Raw genomic sequence first — 17,551 nt, 5'->3', positions numbered from 1 at the left:
CGGACCACAGGAGCTCAAAATTTTAAAATCAACTAAAAGTGAATTAATCTTAAAACTTGGATTAGAAAAATTCTTACTGCCTAAAATCAAATAATCTAACTAGTTATAACTCCATATTTGCAATCATAACCGCTAATTGATTAATCGAATAGTTCTTATATTTTGATAAGACGTAATTCTTGCTAAAGTTAAAGTCTGCAATCACTATGCAAAAAAATCAAAAAGTAGGGTAACATTTTATTTTACTATGCCACATATAGTAACCTATAGCAATCATTAAAAAAGATGAAATGAGAAAAAATCCTTTTATTGAATTATTGTTGGCATTAATTCTGGTAGTATCATGTAGTAAAGACACTCCAATTAATGAGCCTGTTTTAGCGTCTTCAAACATTGTTTTAAATTTTGATACTCTTGATGTTTTACATCAGAAAAACATTTCAATTACAATTGCAAATGAGACTACAATAGATTCAATTATTATTTCGATAGATAGTGATATAGAAAAAATCATATATCTACCCCCATATGAATACAATCTTAATGGGTCGCAATACTCTGATGGAGAACACCTATTTAATGTAGAAGTTTTTCAACCAAATCAAAATTCAGTAAATAAATCAGTAAAATTTAGAATTGATAATAATGGTCCAGTCATTTCTAATCTGGGAATTATCCCTGATCAGGTTATTTGTAATAAAATAACACTAAATCCTACAATCGAAGATGCCGTCACAAATGTCAAAAATGTACAGTTTTTAGTTAATGACATACTTGTTTCTGAAGTTCAAGAAAATTCTAACCATACATTTGAAATAGATTCAGATTTATATCCAGAAGGGCAAACTAAACTAAAATTTTTAATGGAAGACGAGGTTGGAAATCTGTCATCTGATTCAATTAATATCTTAATAGGAAAGCCTCTTATTAAAATTAATTTGCCCAACAAGTTTACTAGAGCTTCCGAAGAAAAACTGCTTATTATGCTCTCTGATGCTGAAGGAAACTACATTGACAGTAAAGTATATAATAATCAACCAGAAACTTTAGAATTTTGTAATACTACTATTACCCCTGACACAGAATACATGTTAACTTTTTTTGAAGTATTTGACAATAGTATTTATAATGTATTTTGTTACAATAATTTATCAAAAAATAGAATTGGAAACGAGATTACTTTAGAACCTAGACCGCTAACAAATTCTCATGCATTTATAGAATTAAGTACAAGCAATCTTAATTTATCAGGAAATATAAGAGCTTCAGGACAAGGATATTCAATGGTCAATATCAATGATACTTTAAGTGGTACGATAACAACCTCTTATACGAATAATTTAGGATCTTCAAAAACACTAATTAAAGCGTATAATTACCAATCAGTAGCAAATGATTATAAATGGGCTTTTATTGATCATCTAGAAAATGTTTCTGCATTACAACCTTCTGATTTTAGTAACAATAATGTAATTACCAATTCAATTCATTTTAATTCCCCCGTTAATAGTCAATTTTTACGTATCTATGGTTTTGAAAACACCGAATTAATGAATGTTTTCAGTGGTCATGACCTCTATGAATCCGATATGCGCTATGTAACTTCTCTAGAGTACAAATACAATTTCCCAGATATCTTTAGCGATTATTTTTATTCTTTAAAAGCCAATAATTACTATATGGAAGGGCTTGGTTTGCCTCCTCAATCAATAAATGTTCCTAATTTATCTATAGATTTTTCATTAGCAGGAAATCAATTAAACTTTCAAGGAATCCCTAACTATGAAGTTGGTAGAATTCGGATAGAAAACGAAACAAAAGCTGGTGTCCATATTTCTATTGACAATCCAAGTATTATGTTAGAGTTTATTTTTGACGGTACCGTTGATAAAATTGTAATACCTAAAATACCATCAGGTTTGTTTGAAGGAGATATTCATGAAGTATTTAATAACGCTGATTTTACGCCAGTTCAGGCAATCGCTGAAAACTATTCTTCATTCAGTTCATACCAAGATTATCTTCAAAATGTATTCATAAATTCTAATCCATTTTATTTTAGCTCAAATTCAAGAGAAAGAGTTTTTAAGTCTTTCGTTAGTCCTCATATCTTGCCAGTTTGGGAATATCCTTATTTTACAAGATTTTGATCTAATGGATTGAAATTATTAAATATAATACGACAAAAATAACGGTTACCAATACCAAATAAAATTAATTACTAATCCACACAAATAGAAAACCCAAAAGGATTTTCTATTTGTGTGGTTCTGCTAAATTAATTGCTTAAACAACTTAACTAATCTTATACAAAAATGTTATAGCCAATTTTTAAAAAAGATTATAGAATCAAAATGATTTTAGAGAAAGTCAAAACTATCATATTTGAATATTTTGAAGTTTGGTGGATTCCAGTTGTGTCATATTTGATTCCATTTATCATATTTCTACTTGGAGAAGTTTTAAAAGTGATTCAATAATTGGTATTTCTTTAATACTGTTTTTTGTCAATATTGTAAGTAATATAATTTCTGCAATCATTCAAATATTTATCAAGAAATGGTACTTCTTGATTCCTCAGATATTGATTTCAGGATTTCTATTTGTTTTTGCATCAATTATTTTTACCTTTTCACCACCAGATGATTATAGAATGAATAGAGTAATTCCTTAAGAAATTGAAATTTATGAGTCTATAGAAACACAACCAACTGAAAAAGAATTTGGAGAATTTAATTTGGTTGTGGCTTCATCATTTCAACCCGGTATTTATAGCTATTTCACAAATTACAGACCAACTGAAATAGGGTACTTTTATATAAAAACTTTTGAAATGACTTCTAAAGATCATCTTTTTTAGCAAAAAGAATGAAAGTTAGGTCACGAGTTAAAGTAGAAAATCTTGATTTCAAATTATATCCTGGAGAATTTACAGTTTATGAAGGTTCTTGGGGTGATAAATATGGAGCTAGAATTGAATTTTAGTTTAAATCTTCAAATGGGAAAAGGATTATAAAATAACTGAAAGGAATTACATCGTAGAAGGATGGATGAAATAAGAAACTGACCACAACTAAGAACGAAATCGTGAAAAATGGAAATACCTGATGAGATAAAAGAGTTTATCGCAAAGAAAATTGCGCTGGAGAATTTTTGCTTACCACATTTCTACCCTGAGCCAGATACCTTAAATGACTTTCAGATAGGGTATAAAATTCACGGAAATACGGGAGAAAAAATAACCGGAGAAAATGCGGGAGATTTTCGCGAAAGCTGGTATGTGATATGTTCCGGATATTCAAATGATCCTTTTTTCATTGATATGAACGAAAAAAACGAAAATTTCCCAGTTTATTTTGCCTGGCATGGAGCAGGAAGTTGGCATCCGATAAAAGTATCTAAAACCATTTCAGAATTTGGCAACCAACTCGAAATCCTGAAAAAAATAGAACTGAGTGATAAAAATGTCCAAGATAAAATCTAAGAGAAATTTGACTTGAATAATGAATTCTGGCTGGAGGTATACAATGAGTATGAGGAATACGAAGATGAATAAGAAATAACTACAACTAATAAGATATATAACCAATCAGACATTTAATAAACAGTGAAACGTCCCGTTTCTTGAACTTAATAATTATGAAAAAATATATTATCCTCATAGTGTCAGTACTCTTTTTATCTAATTGCGGAAGCAGTAACCTTAAAAAAGTTAATGAGGATGAGATAAAGAATATTTTTGGTTCAAAAATATATATGATGCGCTCTATAGGAAAAAGCAATAATGATTATCATCATCATTTACACATGTTTAAAGATACTAACGGAACCCCCTTTTTTCCAATATACACTAGTCAGAAAAAAATCTTAGAAACTGAAATGGTTATGCCGGATGACATCCCTTTCGACGGAGTACTTTTAGCACTCACTTCATTTGACACTATGACATACAAAATAAACTATTCCTTAGAAGATCAAATCATAATTAAAGGCCGTGAATTAAAAAAAATATTGCATGACGAAATTGAAGAATTCAAAAAAAATAATCCCGAAATAATGGAAGGGATTATTCTAAAAAACTAAATGGTCTTACAACAGTTTATACAAAACCAGAATAGTTTAGTACCAGATCAAAAGGTATTTCTCCTCTGTACTGCACTCATTTTTTTATCCGTCTTACTGGGGAATAAAAATGCGCAGAAAAATCGATAGATTCAGGTATATTTGTCTAACTCCAACGTACACATTACCCCCTGTGCACCAACTAAAAATACGATATATTTCTAGGCATAAAACAAGTTTAAAACATAGTAATAAAGGTAACTTGCAACAATAATTAAAACACTTATGAAAATTGGAATTTACAAATCATCAAACATAAAAATACTATCTGCCATTTGTCTGCTATTCCTTTTGGCATCCTGTAACGAAAACAAAACATCTAAATTGGACTTTTTCGTCGGAACGTGGAAAAAGGAAGGGAAAGAACAGTACGAATTTTGGGAAAAGCACCCAAAAGGCGGACTTGTTGGGTATTCATATAAACTTGTGAAACATAAAAAAATCATCTCTGAAACATTAACGATTAAAAATGTTGGGGATCACTTAGTATATGGAGCGACAGTCCTCAATCAAAATGACGGAAAAACGATTGAGTTTATTTTAAATCCTGACAACAATGAATACCTATCCTTTGAAAATATCAATCACGATTTTCCCAAAAAAATTCAATACAAAAGAATAGATACAGATCGTATAAAGGTTAGTGTACTAGGAAAAAACGACAAGGGGTTTTCTTATATCCAAATAAAACAGCCAACCATAAACTAAATCGATTCCAGCGGATTACTAGTAAAAAACAAGTGGAATAAGAACGAAAGCCGAACGTATATCACATCGTGTATGGCTCATTGCAGTTGAACTCCTTAACGGAATTTATTGCAATTCACTATCTTTCGGCTACGGCAGAAAATCATGGCTGATTTTGTGCAACAAAACCCCTTAGCATTTATCAGAAAAAACAAGTGAAATACAAACAATACATCGGAATCATCCTGGGGGGCTTATACGGTTTGCTCGTCAGAGGAATCTCAGGCTCAGGAAATCACAATACGGCTATTCATGACTACTACAATAGCTATTCTCTTTCTTTTCTTTGGGTACTTCCCCTCGTTATTTCCATCATTCCGATGCTATTTGCTAAAAAAGAAATTCTAACATCAAAATGGAAACAATTCGTTTTTCCATTTTTGAGTGTGTTACTTTTTTTCATCTTTACATTATCCAGCGGTTTTGAAGACTGGCTTTGTATTCTAATCATCGCTCTTCCTTTTTTAATAACTGCCGGAATTGTCGGTACTGCACTGGCTCCTCTTATCAAAAAAAGATATTCTAAAAAACTATACGCTATTGTCGCATTGCCCTTTCTGCTTAGTCCCCTGGAATCTTTTATCCCTAATACCCTGACAACCTACACTGTAACATCTAAAATACTCATCGAAGCTGATCGTCAAACTGTTTGGTCTTATCTGATAGAAGTTCCCGAAATTAAAGACAGTGAATATCAAAAAGGTTTTTTTAATTATATCGGGGTTCCCAGACCTGTAAAGTCCAAACTCGAAATCGTCAATGGAACAACCTACAGAATAGGGTATTTTTCCAATCGATTAAAACTCTATGAGACACTTGCTACAGTAGATACTCTAAACTACCTGGAATTTAAAATCCATATCAATGAATCTGAATTAAGAGATCTTCCTACCGATAATCTTTTATTAAAAAGCGAGTCCTTTACCTTTGAAAACATCTCTTACACCCTTTCCAAACAATCGCCTACCACCACCGAGTTAAAACTCGCTTGTCAATATACGCTGAGCTCAAAAATGAATGGATATGCCAACTTTTGGGCTGGAAGTATTATTACGGATTTTGAAACTCGTTTATTAAAATCACTAAAATTTAAAATCGAATCACATTCTCCTTAACTACTAAAAACAACGGTACTCTCTTCTCTAATCACTCTGCATTCAATAATAAACTACCTCGTGGTAAGCCCACAAGACATTTCTTAGAAACAAATTTTCAATTTCAGAACAAGTGTATTGATACTGTATAGAAAATCAGTCCTTATTTCGAAAAAACCACTAATAACAGGTACCTCTCTGATAATGAAGATACATTATGTAACAAAACAGTGTTTTTTATGACCTATTGGCTAACAATTCATCATCAATCAAAAAAAGAAAACATCATGCAACTAAGAACACTCCTATTCACAGGAAGTTTACTAGGTATACTTCTAAGCTTTTCCTGCGCTCCAAAAAGCTCCTCTAATGAAGAAACTCCTTCTTATCATCAGGAAATAGATACCTATATCAAACGCCTAATGCAGGCAGATGAAATCCCCGGAATGGCTATAGCCGTTATCCAGAATGGACAAATGCTACACCAGAAAAATTACGGTCTGGCTAATCTGGCTCATAAAGTTCCTGTAACGGACAGTACCTTATTCCGGATCTATTCGACTTCTAAGTTAATTACTTCAGTCGCAGTATTCCAGTTAATAGAAAGAAATCAACTGTCACTTGAGGACTCCATCGGCTTATTTATAGAAAAACTCCCGGATCCCTGGAAAAAAATAAAAGTAAAACACCTTTTATCACACTCTTCGGGTCTCCCTGAATACAAAGACATCAAAAATCAACCGTTACTATCAGATGAGCAAATACATACAGAAATCACTCAAAAACCGCTTCTCTTCGAAACAGGAGCTCGCTTTTCATATAACCAGACTAATTTTTGGTTTTTGAAACAGATCATCGAAAAAATAAGTCAGCAGAAACTGGAAGAGTTTGTTCTCGAACATCAGTTTAATCACCAAAATACACACCTTGTCTATGCCTCTAACAGCTTATTAGCGATTCCAAACAGAGTTCCTAAATATGAATTCAATCAAAAACACGGTACTTACGAAATAAGTTCATTTGCAGCCGGGGAACGTTCACTGGCAGGAAATGGTCTCAATATAAATTTGGAAAATCTAATCCGCTGGAATACAAAACTCGATAACGATCAGCTCCTTAAAACGGCAACCAAAAAACAAATGATGCAGCCATTTGATTATCAAGATCCAAATGCTCTTTTTGGTTATAGCTGGGGAATATTCGGTCCTGAAGACAAACGGTATTATGGCTTTGCCGGAGGGGGTGTCAGTGCCTTTATGAAGTTTATTAACCATGACCTAACCATTATTGTGTTATCTAACGGTTTTAAACAACGACCAGTTATAAGCAATGCCATCAATTATATTTCGGGAGTAGCAGACCCTCGTTTACTAAGAAAAGACAGATGGTTTAATGAAGAAATTCGCCTTCGGTTTATCTTAAATCCTTTTCATCAGACTGTACAAGAATATCAACAAATGAAAAGTGAGCATCCGGAAATCAGTTTTGAACGGGCATTGAATCAAACAGGGTATCACTTCCTCTACCATAAGGATATCGATAAGGCACTTTCTATTTTTGAACTTTACACAAAAGATTATCCTGAATCTGCCAATGCGTTTGACAGTTATGGAGAAGCATATTTTATGAATAAACAATACGATCTGGCAAGACGAAACTATCAAAAATCCTTAGATTTAAATCCAGAAAACAAAAACGCAGCAAAAATGTTAGTCAAAATAGCACAGTTAAACACCCCCTGATCATAATGCATCCATATAAAACCGCATCCTCTCCCCTCTTATTATACGAAACCATTATTTTTCTTTAAAACAAAAAAATTGGACTTTATACAAGCTAGCATAACCGATATGTACTCTTCTCTTGATCATAAAACATATATTGACTGGGAGAACAACAGCAAACTGGTTTCCTATAAAAAGGGAACCACTATTATAGAAGAAGGGCAACAACGACATAAGTTGTTTTATCTGGTCAAAGGGTCCTTAAAAGCCTATTACTATTATAAGGATCGAAAAATAATTGACTGGTTTGCCTTTGAAAATGAATTTATCACCTCGAGCACCAGTTATTTTACGGATGAACCAAGCCTGCATATTATCCAGGCAATGGAAGATTGTGTCCTTCTGGAGACCGATAAGAGCAAAGTAGAAATGCTCTGCAAAAAGCACCATGACTTTGAGCATTTGTTCCGGATAGTGTTATCTCGGGTTATCGTACAGTTCAGGCATCGGATTGTCTCCCTTCAATTCAAAACCGGATATCAGCGATACCGCAGTCTGATCGAACAATATCCCAAAATCGAATTATCTGCTCCCTTGGGAGATATTGCATCTTTTCTGGGAATTACCCAGGAAACCCTGAGCAGGATCCGAGGGTCTAAAGCCATTTGACATAGATCAAAAACAGGTCCTCCTAAATGACCTAATTTTGAAGTACCTTATAAAATCAAACCTATGAAATCATTAAATGGTACGATCATCATCCTTACAGGAATCGGACATACATTATTCGGGCTATCCCCTTCCGCTTTCGGGAAACAATTTGCAACATTTGCAGATCACTTTTTTTTTAAAATCAGTGAGGGACTAGATGAGTTTCCTGCTAACAACGGACAAATGAATTATGAAAACTTTGCCGCATTTTGGTTTTTCTACTTCGGTCTTCTGCTGATTCCATTGGGAATTGCCGTTTATCATATCGAAAAAAACTCCGGTAAAATCCCTAAAGCTGTTCGGTTTTCATATCTAGCACTGATATTAGTAGGTATCTATATGATTCCTAACTCTGGCATGACCTTTATAATGTTACCACATGCACTCTATATGATGATCCCTAAAAAAAGTTTATAACCTTTATTAATATACTTTACTCAATAACAATGAATTCTATAACAATTATTGGAGGGGGAATAGGAGGAATCGTAACAGCTATTTGTTTTGAAAAATTAAACATCCCTTATGTACTTTATGAAAGAGCTGCAGTTTTAAAAGAAGTTGGAGCGGGCATTTGGTTATCACCAAATGCCTTGCAAGTACTCGAATGGATTGATCCCAAATTACTACAGGCGGTACAATCTTCCGGAAATGCATTCGACAGTATTCGAGTAACAGACCATAATCTCCGCCCTATCTCAGATAGTAATCAACAGTTTGCCTTACAAAAATACGGATATACCACCATGGCAATTCACAGAGGAAAACTACAAAAAATCCTCTATGACTATGCAACCAAAGAAAACATCGTACTAAATAAAACCCTCAAAAAATACGAATCGTACAGAGACCACATAACCATAACATTTACAGATAAATCCACTGTAAAAACTCGCTTCCTTATCGGGGCTGATGGGATCAATTCTACCCTCAGGAAACAGCTATTCCCAGGCAGTACTTTGAGATATACCGGACAGACCTGTTGGAGAGGGATCGCTAATTATGACCTGGATATATCACTTACCAACATTGGATGTACCTTATGGGGAAAAAAGCTACAATTCGGGATGTCTAAACTAGAAAATGGAAAAGTATATTGGTTTGCCGTCAGACGTAGTAAAATGCAACAAAAAGACAATCTTCATACCCTGAAAAACACATTAACAACGTTATTTTCGGAATTCCATCCGATTGTCAACACTCTAATCGACAATACGCCTTTAGAAAAAATAATGAGAAATGACCTATTCGATCTGAACTTACTGGAACGATGGCATTATCAAAACATCTGCCTTATTGGAGACGCTGCACATAGTATGACTCCTGATTTGGGACAAGGAGGTGCTCAGGCCATTGAAGATGCTTTCTACCTTTCTAATTTTATCCATGGTATCCCAAAAACAGAAGATGCTTTTGATACATTTTACACCTTTAGAAAACCCAAAGTAGAAAGATTAGTCAAACAATCCTGGAACACATCCAGAATGGCAATCACAAACAGACCTCTGGAAATCCTGCGCAATTTCATCCTAAAATATACCCCTCAGAAGATGATGCAACAACAGATGCTAACTGTATATAATATTGATACAACCATTGCTCATAAGAACGTATAAAAAGATTTCTTTAACAGTTACAAACTGATCTTTTCTCCTTTTAAAAGACGGTATCACCCCTGTTATACACCACATAATCAACGCTAACGATTTTGTAATACATCTTTGTTTTTCAAAAAAACAAGACACCTAGATAGCTCATATAGTTAACTCATTCGTAACAAAAATTAGTAAAAGCACAACAGTTAGATCTTTTAATTACAAATATTTTTGGTGTTCATAAATTAATCAAAATTCACACTTCATTATGAAACAAAAAATTTTATTACTTCTCATTTTAACAGGTACAGTTTTTACTGCTTGTGACCATGATTCTGTAGCTATAGAAGAATCTACTCAAACACTTGAAACAAACCAAATCGTCTCTCAATTGAAAAATGATGAGCCTACAAAACCAGCTCAGAACTATACAGGTCCAAGCTCTTTAAAAATAAAAAACTGGACCTCTCTAAGTGATAGGCAAAAGAAGGCTGTAAAACAAGTAATTAAGAAAATTAACTTAGCACAAACCTCCAGAGACAGAGGTACTTTATACCGGGTAAAAATAGATACTGATGGAACCCTTTATCAAAGTGATGAGTGGGAATATCGAGATCATACTGCCAGTGTTCTTGCAAATGCTTTCGCTTTTTTTGTAGGAGGGATCCCGGTTTGGGCAACTGGAAATGATGAAACAGAAGGTTCCCTATTTCTGAGAGATGTAATTGATTCTCCCCGACAAATAGAAATCAATGTATTAACCTCTGGAATTACACAAACACGTGCAGAAGGGAATACTATAACTGTAAACTGGAATATTAATGATAATCGTTATATAAATATAGATCGTAATCGTGAAGGGGAAGCATCTCAGCGTGTATCACCTACCGATGTTACTTTATTTCATGAACTTATTCATGCGCTTCATATCGCGGATAGAAGAGATGCGCAAGGGTATATCTCTCATGAGGTCAACAGAAGAATTAATGCGGCCAATAGAACCAACTATTTTTTGGGTAATGAAAACATTCCTAGAGAAGAATATAATACTGTTGGTTTTGGGAATACAGATCCTAGTGCATTTACTGAAAATAACTACAGAGCCTGGACAGGTCGACCAGCCAGAGTCTCTTATACAAATCAAAATCCACATGCTCCATGTGGAGGGGCTTGCAGTGATCCTCTTTTTTGTGGTAGTTGCTCTAATAATCATGATGAGCTAAAATAAACATCTCAAAAGGTTTTTAATTTCACTCCCCTTCTATAAAGCTCTACCCTTTTTATAGAAGGGGATAATTTTTTAAATTTATTTCCTCTAAAAAAATGACAGGAAACAGATCGTAATTTCTAAACAAATTAACTCCTCGCTTAATGACGATTAAGAGTAACTACCTCAACGAGATATCAAAAAATATAAGCATTCTTCGTATCCATAAAAATCTGTAATGATGCGTAATGAAGTTGTTATTTTCTACACTAATACGAAAAAGAATCACAATTATTGATCTGCAAATTCTTTTACGGCAAAATTTCCCCAATCTGCTATAGACTGTACCAACGGAATCAGTGTTTTTCCTAATGCTGTCAGAGAATATACTACTTTTAACGGGGGTTTTGAGGTAAATACCTCTCTTTTGATAATACCATCTTCTTCCAGCGTTTTTAACTGTAAACTCAAAGTACGTTCAGTTACTGATGGCATTTTTTTTCTCAGTTCATTATATCGTAAACTTCCGTCTATCAAATAATACAAAATAACTGTTTTCCATTTTCCTCCGATAATTCCCATCGTCAGACTGGTACAACAAGGGTATTCTTTTCCTCTAAATGTATGCATATATAAACTATCCTTTTTGACCGTTATTGCAAAGATAGATTACTATACTTAGTTTTGCAACTATATAATTTATAGTATAAAATTAAATCTTATGGATACACCAAATATTGCACAAAAAGACATTATCAATGCTTTTCAATTCCGACATGCAACCAAAGAGTTTGACCCAAGCAGAAAATTGTCAGACACTGATATCAATTTCATCCTTCAAACAGCAAATTTATCCCCTAGTTCTTTTGGTTTTGAGCCCTGGCATTTTGTTGTCGTTCAAGATCCTGAGTTACGAGAATTACTGAAACCTGTTGCCTGGGGAGCACCTCTAAAACTAGATACTGCCAGTCATTTTGTATTAGGGTTAAGCATGAAAGCTCCTCTGACAAAATGGGATGCTGACTATATTACCCATATGATGAAAGAAGTAAAACAGCTACCAGAGGATGTCATTAAAATGTATTCTACATTCTACAAGGAATTTCAGGAACGTGATTTTGATCTGGACACAGATAAGAAACTATTCGACTGGGCATCAAAACAGAGTTATATCGCTCTGGGAAATATGATGACTGCTGCGGCATTATCTGGTATTGACAGCTGTCCTATCGAAGGGTTTCATCAGGAAAAAGCTGAAGCTCTACTACGGGAAAAATTCAATATAGATACTACCCAATATGGTCTATCCTATATGGTTGCATTTGGTTATAGAAAAGAAGCACCTACCCGTCCAAAATCAAGAAGAAAGCTAAGTGATATTGTCTCCTGGAAATAACAATACTGTATTTTTGATCACAGTAAAGCATCAACATTAGGTTGATGCTTTCGTTTTTTTATTAAAATTATAACCGATATATCATTTTCTTCTTTATCTGCTGAAAATAATGTGGAATACTTCTCTATATTTGGGTTACAATATCAACTCTACATACGGGAACAATTGTACAATATACCCCCCTAAATACAAGGGACTATTATGGAAACAACATTAGCATACTGGAATACATTAGCGAATCAGACACTATTAATCAGCTCCTTGCTCAGTGGTTTTTCTATGACAATCGTAGCGGGATTATTAGTCTCTGATAAAAAAGGGAAAATGATAAATCTCCTTGTACGGTTGGCAACCATTGCCTCGGGAAGTTTTCTTGTTTCGGTATTTGCTATGACACAGATCTCAATGATCACCACTCCCGGAGGGTACATAAATCAAGTCGCTATGGATGATTTTGTAATTCCCAGAATCACCGGGGTTCTTAGTCTAATAATCGGGTTGGTATCCTTATTAACAATTATATCATTAGCAGGCTGGGTTAAATCCAGGAAAACAGGAATATTCACCACCATTGTCGGAATTATATCCTTATTGTTAATTCTTTCGACCATGGTGCGTATCAAAATAGGATAAAAATACTATAATACACAATGAAGATTTAATTTTATCCATATAAAAAAACAAACCAGTCAGAAGATATAAAATCTCCAAACTGGTTTGTACCGTTATTAAATTGTAATACTGTCAGTTGATAAAATTTTACTTTACCGGAAACCGTATCATTAATTAATTATCCTCCAAGAGGGATATTCTCAATCTGATAATCACTTAATTCCTTCTCGAAAATCAGTTTCCCCACAAATTTAAAATAGGTGTATTACAATCTTACTAGCATAAATAAATGGTTAGGTTTACTTATTCTTTAATTAATATAAATAGTTTAGTGCTACTCTATCATAATAACTCCACTCTCCATCAGTTCCATTCGGGTAACATGCATTCATAATAGAAGCATTATCTCTTCCTGCATAAGGTGTTCCTGGAATATGAACAACTCCTACTCCGAATGTTCCTTCGTTACTATTCTCTCCACATGATTTTCTGGTATTCCAGTCTGTATGTCTCAAACCTACACAATGACCTATTTCGTGGGCTAATAAATGTTCTAATTGCTGATCACTCTGTCTGTGATTTGCAAATTGATTAATCCATACTAAGTTATAAGGTCGTCCAAAACTAGGAAACCCTGCCTGTCCTCTGGATCCACTTCCCAGGTTATCATTAATCGTCACAAAAATATCTCCATTTCCTCTTCGTGTATCAAAGCGAAGGTTGATACGAAAACTCAGATTCAATCTGTTATAGTTATCGACAGCATACCCCAATGCTCTTCTGGCTGTTTGACTCAATAATCTGGAGTCTCCCACAACTGTTATACTGGATCTGTTTATTAAATTCCAAGTGCGATACTGCTTATCCTGAACACCTCCATAAATGTTCATACGCATGATTTCTTCTTCTGTCATCATAATATCTCCTTCTATTAGATACACTATTTTAGAAGTACCATCTTCCTCTGTAATTTTCATTTTCTCTACTCCATTAGGATTAAAGTTCAGCTCTATCAGCTTGTTTAATAGCTCTTTTGAAACTTCTTCTGAAAGTGCTACATTCTCATTTTCAAACGATTCTTTTTCACATGACGTAAAAACTAACAGCATCGAGATCACTGCAATGCTTGTTAAAAAATTAATTCTCTTCATAAGTTTGTGTTATTTTGTTAAATCTTTGTTAATTTAATAAGGTTTAGACCTTAGTTGTTAACATAATTTAACCAAACACACGATTTTTTACATTAAACGTTGTTTTTTAACCATAAACAGTAAATCGCACAAAATTAACACCTTACACCCTAAAATTCTTCTCAAACCCCTTTAAAACACAGGAAAAAAAAGATTTTTATACCGAATTACAACAACTGGTATTAAAAACAACTCCTCTTTTTAAAAAAAGTAGCTTATCTTACTAAAAGGTAATTAATCAACTTTCCTTTCTATTTGACATTACGTATCATTTCTCTTTTTTTATCATAGTACTTCCACTACCACTAATAAACTCGTATTCAGATACATTAATAATTGTTTCCACCAGTGATAACATGCCTATATTCTTTGATAAAAGGCTAATATATTGTATATTAGACTCCCCTAAATCTATATTACTATTGATGAAAAAAATACCCCTGTTACTTATTATACTGCAATCATATCTATGTATTGCACAGATAGATGCTGGCTCCTTATTAGGACTTCCAACAGCCTCACTGACGGAGATGAATGCAATTACGGCACCGAATGAAGGTTCCTTACTATACAATACGACCACCCAGACTATATTTTTCAGGAATGCTACTGTCTGGCGTACACTAACTCCTATTGAAGACATTACTACTTCTGATCCTTTCCTGTCAATCAGTAACACCAATAATGTATATACTATTACGACCAGTTTCAAAAATATGACTGATGAATTGATTTTTGAAGATGAGGATTACTGTTATGTATCCATGGTTGAAGATGGGAGTAATTATCTTGTAATCCGATATGACAAGACAGATGTTAATGTAGAAGAAAGTGCCACTGGTACGGGAGCGCAACCCAGTACACTTGCACAGGTACAAGGGCTAACATATAATTAAAGCCTATGATTAGAAAAACTACAATTCTCATTTGTTACTGCTGTTTTCTGCTACAAACTATGTATGCTAATTTTACACTGGCAGGAAATGTAATTACACAAACCGGAGTAGATACTAACTTATCCGGGTTGACAGGTATTGCAGGAGTTACAGTTATCTCTAATGGTACAGGAGCTAATCAATTTATTACTTATAACCTGGGGAATTTACGACTGGTTATTCAAGGGACTTTAACACATAACCCCGAACAGGAACAATTGTTATTCAATAACCCGGGAAATCCCATCATAGATATACAAAACGGAGCCACTTATAACCTGGGAGAAGATGTGGTTGTCAATGGAGTTACCAGACAACGACTGGGATTAGGGATCTTTATTTCTTCTACAGATGCAGGATGCTGTAATGCGAACAATGCTGCTATTGCTATCCGTAATGGGGCTACCTGGAATTGGAGAGGGGCTACAATTGATGTTGGACAACTGCCCTGGTTTGCCGAACCGACTTCTACCGTTCAGATCACTAACGGTGTATTATTAGTACGTAGAGATGCGACATCTGATGTGGTACAGGTACGACAAAACTCGGATAATTTCTTTGTCAATGGTCTTACGTTTATTGGAAACGGAAGAGGGGATATTACTTTTTTGAGACGTCCGCAACAAATGAATAATTACCGCCCGGAAACTACAGGAGGAGCCATTGCTTTTTCAGGTAATACTCCTAATTACGATGTAACTTTTAGAGGATACTCTGGAGGAGATCGAGGAAATACACAAGACATAAAATTCTGGCAAGGGTGTCGCCCTATCCTTATTAATTCCAAAACAGGTTCTCAGCTCATTGCCGGAAATCATAAAAATGATGGAAATGGGGCCGGATATGGAGTTGCACTCGTATACCAGGAATTAGACCTGACTGTCACTGATTTGGCAAATGCCCCTGTTGCCGGAGTAACTATGTATATCCGGGATACAAACAATGGAGGGAGAGAAACATATAATCGGGAAGGACATACTGTAGATAATACTCAGGATAATGAATACATCACTCAAACAGATATCAATGGCACAATCCCTCAACAACAAATATTACTGGCTGCAAATGTTGCTAACACAGGTGGAGCTAATGGGTTAAATAGCGGTACCTATGCCTGGGATTATCGTGGCAAAAACAATGATGATAGCGACGTATTCGACATCCACTTATGGGCGTATAATTACTTATATCAAATCATAGCAGATGCCGTATTAAAAGGAGTTGACGGAACTAGTTTATCTACCAAAGTTTTTGATGATACTGCAATTTCAGAAATCAGCAAGACTGTTGTAGATGGATATACTGAAATCAATACCCTGGATCAGTTATATGATCGTGCTAAAAGTTTTAAGGTTGATAACATTACAACATTAGGTATAGAAAACTTCTTCTTTACGACTAATGGAGATCGCCTGGTATTATCAGCAGACTGGAACCTGGTTATTGACCAAAATGCACCTGCTGCTTTTGCCGTAGATGAAGGAAATCAAACCATCACTATACGAAGTAATGCCCTGAGATTCGGAACTAAATTTACCAGTATAGAAACCACAGGAACCATTAGTGTCGCTAATGGAGCTGCCATAGAATTTGGGTATATTGATAGTACCGGAACTTTTAAATACATTGAATTGCTCGATCTTACAGATACCACTGTTACCGTTACGGATTTTGTCCCCTCCCCGGAAGTTTTATTACAAGAAGCTGTTGACTTCAGCGGAACCTATAAATCGCTGTTCGAAGCGCCGACAGATGCTTCTAATACCAAAGTAAAATTATCCAGATTCGGGTATTCCGAGTGGATCGAAATTGTAGCAGAAACTGATTTGTCTTTTATAAGAAGTGTAGAGCTCATCCCACTACCTGAATGGTCTGACAACCAGCAATTATTACTCTACTATGCTCATAAAATATTACAAAAATCCGAAGCTTTAAAAAATGTGTTTAACAACCCTGTACAACCTACCCTTACTATTAATAATACAATTACAACCAATAGTAGCCCTGCATCAGAAGAAAACCAGGAAGCTTTACTCAATTTATTAAAAAGAACACTCTCTAAAATTACGAACCTTAGGGAGCGGATGAAAAGTAATTAAAAGTAGTTGATCAAACTAAATTTTGCATAAGTATAACAGAATTATTTTACCCCTGATAAAAAAACATACAAAAATTCCCTCTGTGAATTTCTATAAGAAAAAAATGTTTTTCTTGTGCA

Annotated in this window: 16 protein-coding genes; 14 read left to right on the top strand and 2 right to left on the bottom strand. The window is 34.4% G+C overall.

From position 1 onward, the window contains the following. Window positions 1–290 precede the first annotated feature (290 nt). The 10 genes from HN014_RS13260 (at window position 291) to HN014_RS13215 (ending at window position 11,221) form a co-directional block, all read left to right on the top strand. Window positions 291–2,150 (top strand): hypothetical protein, encoded by a 1,860-nt coding sequence (locus HN014_RS13260; protein ID WP_176029337.1) that lies wholly within the window; start codon window positions 291–293, stop codon window positions 2,148–2,150. Between the two features lie 944 nt (window positions 2,151–3,094). Further along, window positions 3,095–3,484: an SMI1/KNR4 family protein gene (locus HN014_RS13255; RefSeq protein ID WP_176029336.1), complete on the top strand. Its 390-nt coding sequence runs from the start codon at window positions 3,095–3,097 to the stop codon at window positions 3,482–3,484. A 155-nt stretch (window positions 3,485–3,639) separates the two neighbouring features. After that, window positions 3,640–4,083 (top strand): hypothetical protein, encoded by a 444-nt coding sequence (locus HN014_RS13250; RefSeq protein ID WP_176029335.1) that lies wholly within the window; start codon window positions 3,640–3,642, stop codon window positions 4,081–4,083. Window positions 4,084–4,347: 264 nt separating this feature from the next. Then, a complete protein-coding gene (locus tag HN014_RS13245) occupies window positions 4,348–4,830 on the top strand; it encodes a DUF6265 family protein (protein ID WP_176029334.1) in 483 nt (160 codons plus the stop codon). Between the two features lie 194 nt (window positions 4,831–5,024). Further along, window positions 5,025–5,984 carry a hypothetical protein gene (locus HN014_RS13240; protein ID WP_176029333.1) on the top strand — a complete coding sequence of 320 codons (960 nt, stop codon included), beginning with the start codon at window positions 5,025–5,027 and terminating at the stop codon, window positions 5,982–5,984. Window positions 5,985–6,202: 218 nt separating this feature from the next. Further along, window positions 6,203–7,705, top strand: a complete 1,503-nt coding sequence (locus tag HN014_RS13235; RefSeq protein WP_176029332.1) for a serine hydrolase — start codon at window positions 6,203–6,205, stop codon at window positions 7,703–7,705. Between the two features lie 78 nt (window positions 7,706–7,783). After that, window positions 7,784–8,356: a Crp/Fnr family transcriptional regulator gene (locus HN014_RS13230; RefSeq protein ID WP_176029331.1), complete on the top strand. Its 573-nt coding sequence runs from the start codon at window positions 7,784–7,786 to the stop codon at window positions 8,354–8,356. Window positions 8,357–8,419: 63 nt separating this feature from the next. After that, window positions 8,420–8,815, top strand: a complete 396-nt coding sequence (locus HN014_RS13225; protein WP_176029330.1) for a DUF6463 family protein — start codon at window positions 8,420–8,422, stop codon at window positions 8,813–8,815. Window positions 8,816–8,844: 29 nt separating this feature from the next. Beyond that, window positions 8,845–10,014, top strand: a complete 1,170-nt coding sequence (locus tag HN014_RS13220; protein ID WP_176029329.1) for an FAD-dependent monooxygenase — start codon at window positions 8,845–8,847, stop codon at window positions 10,012–10,014. 247 nt (window positions 10,015–10,261) lie between these two features. Next, window positions 10,262–11,221 (top strand): M91 family zinc metallopeptidase, encoded by a 960-nt coding sequence (locus HN014_RS13215; RefSeq protein WP_176029328.1) that lies wholly within the window; start codon window positions 10,262–10,264, stop codon window positions 11,219–11,221. Between the two features lie 270 nt (window positions 11,222–11,491). Here HN014_RS13215 and HN014_RS13210 read toward each other — a convergent pair whose 3' ends face one another. Further along, a complete protein-coding gene (locus HN014_RS13210; RefSeq protein WP_176029327.1) occupies window positions 11,492–11,830 on the bottom strand; it encodes a helix-turn-helix domain-containing protein in 339 nt (112 codons plus the stop codon). Between the two features lie 91 nt (window positions 11,831–11,921). Here HN014_RS13210 and HN014_RS13205 point away from each other — a divergent pair, with 91 nt between their 5' ends. Together HN014_RS13205 and HN014_RS13200 are read left to right on the top strand one after the other, a co-directional pair. Then, on the top strand, window positions 11,922–12,596 hold the full coding sequence (locus tag HN014_RS13205) for an NAD(P)H-dependent oxidoreductase (RefSeq protein ID WP_176029326.1): 675 nt from the start codon (window positions 11,922–11,924) through the stop codon (window positions 12,594–12,596). A 201-nt stretch (window positions 12,597–12,797) separates the two neighbouring features. Next, window positions 12,798–13,229 (top strand): hypothetical protein, encoded by a 432-nt coding sequence (locus tag HN014_RS13200; protein WP_176029325.1) that lies wholly within the window; start codon window positions 12,798–12,800, stop codon window positions 13,227–13,229. A 293-nt stretch (window positions 13,230–13,522) separates the two neighbouring features. Here HN014_RS13200 and HN014_RS13195 read toward each other — a convergent pair whose 3' ends face one another. Further along, window positions 13,523–14,359 (bottom strand): M57 family metalloprotease, encoded by an 837-nt coding sequence (locus HN014_RS13195; protein WP_176029324.1) that lies wholly within the window; start codon window positions 14,357–14,359, stop codon window positions 13,523–13,525. Window positions 14,360–14,823: 464 nt separating this feature from the next. On the opposite strand from HN014_RS13195, the gene HN014_RS13190 reads away from it, so the two are divergent. Both HN014_RS13190 and HN014_RS13185 read left to right on the top strand, forming a co-directional pair. After that, window positions 14,824–15,294 carry a hypothetical protein gene (locus HN014_RS13190; RefSeq protein ID WP_176029323.1) on the top strand — a complete coding sequence of 157 codons (471 nt, stop codon included), beginning with the start codon at window positions 14,824–14,826 and terminating at the stop codon, window positions 15,292–15,294. 5 nt (window positions 15,295–15,299) lie between these two features. Continuing rightward, window positions 15,300–17,432, top strand: a complete 2,133-nt coding sequence (locus HN014_RS13185) for a hypothetical protein (RefSeq protein WP_176029322.1) — start codon at window positions 15,300–15,302, stop codon at window positions 17,430–17,432. The last annotated feature ends 119 nt before the right edge of the window (window positions 17,433–17,551 follow it).

It is taken from the genome of Aquimarina sp. TRL1 (genome assembly GCF_013365535.1).
Taxonomy (GTDB): Bacteria; Bacteroidota; Bacteroidia; order Flavobacteriales; family Flavobacteriaceae; genus Aquimarina; species Aquimarina hainanensis.
The sequence above is the reverse complement of the archived record's forward strand: the minus strand, read 5'-3'. Positions and strand labels throughout refer to the sequence as shown.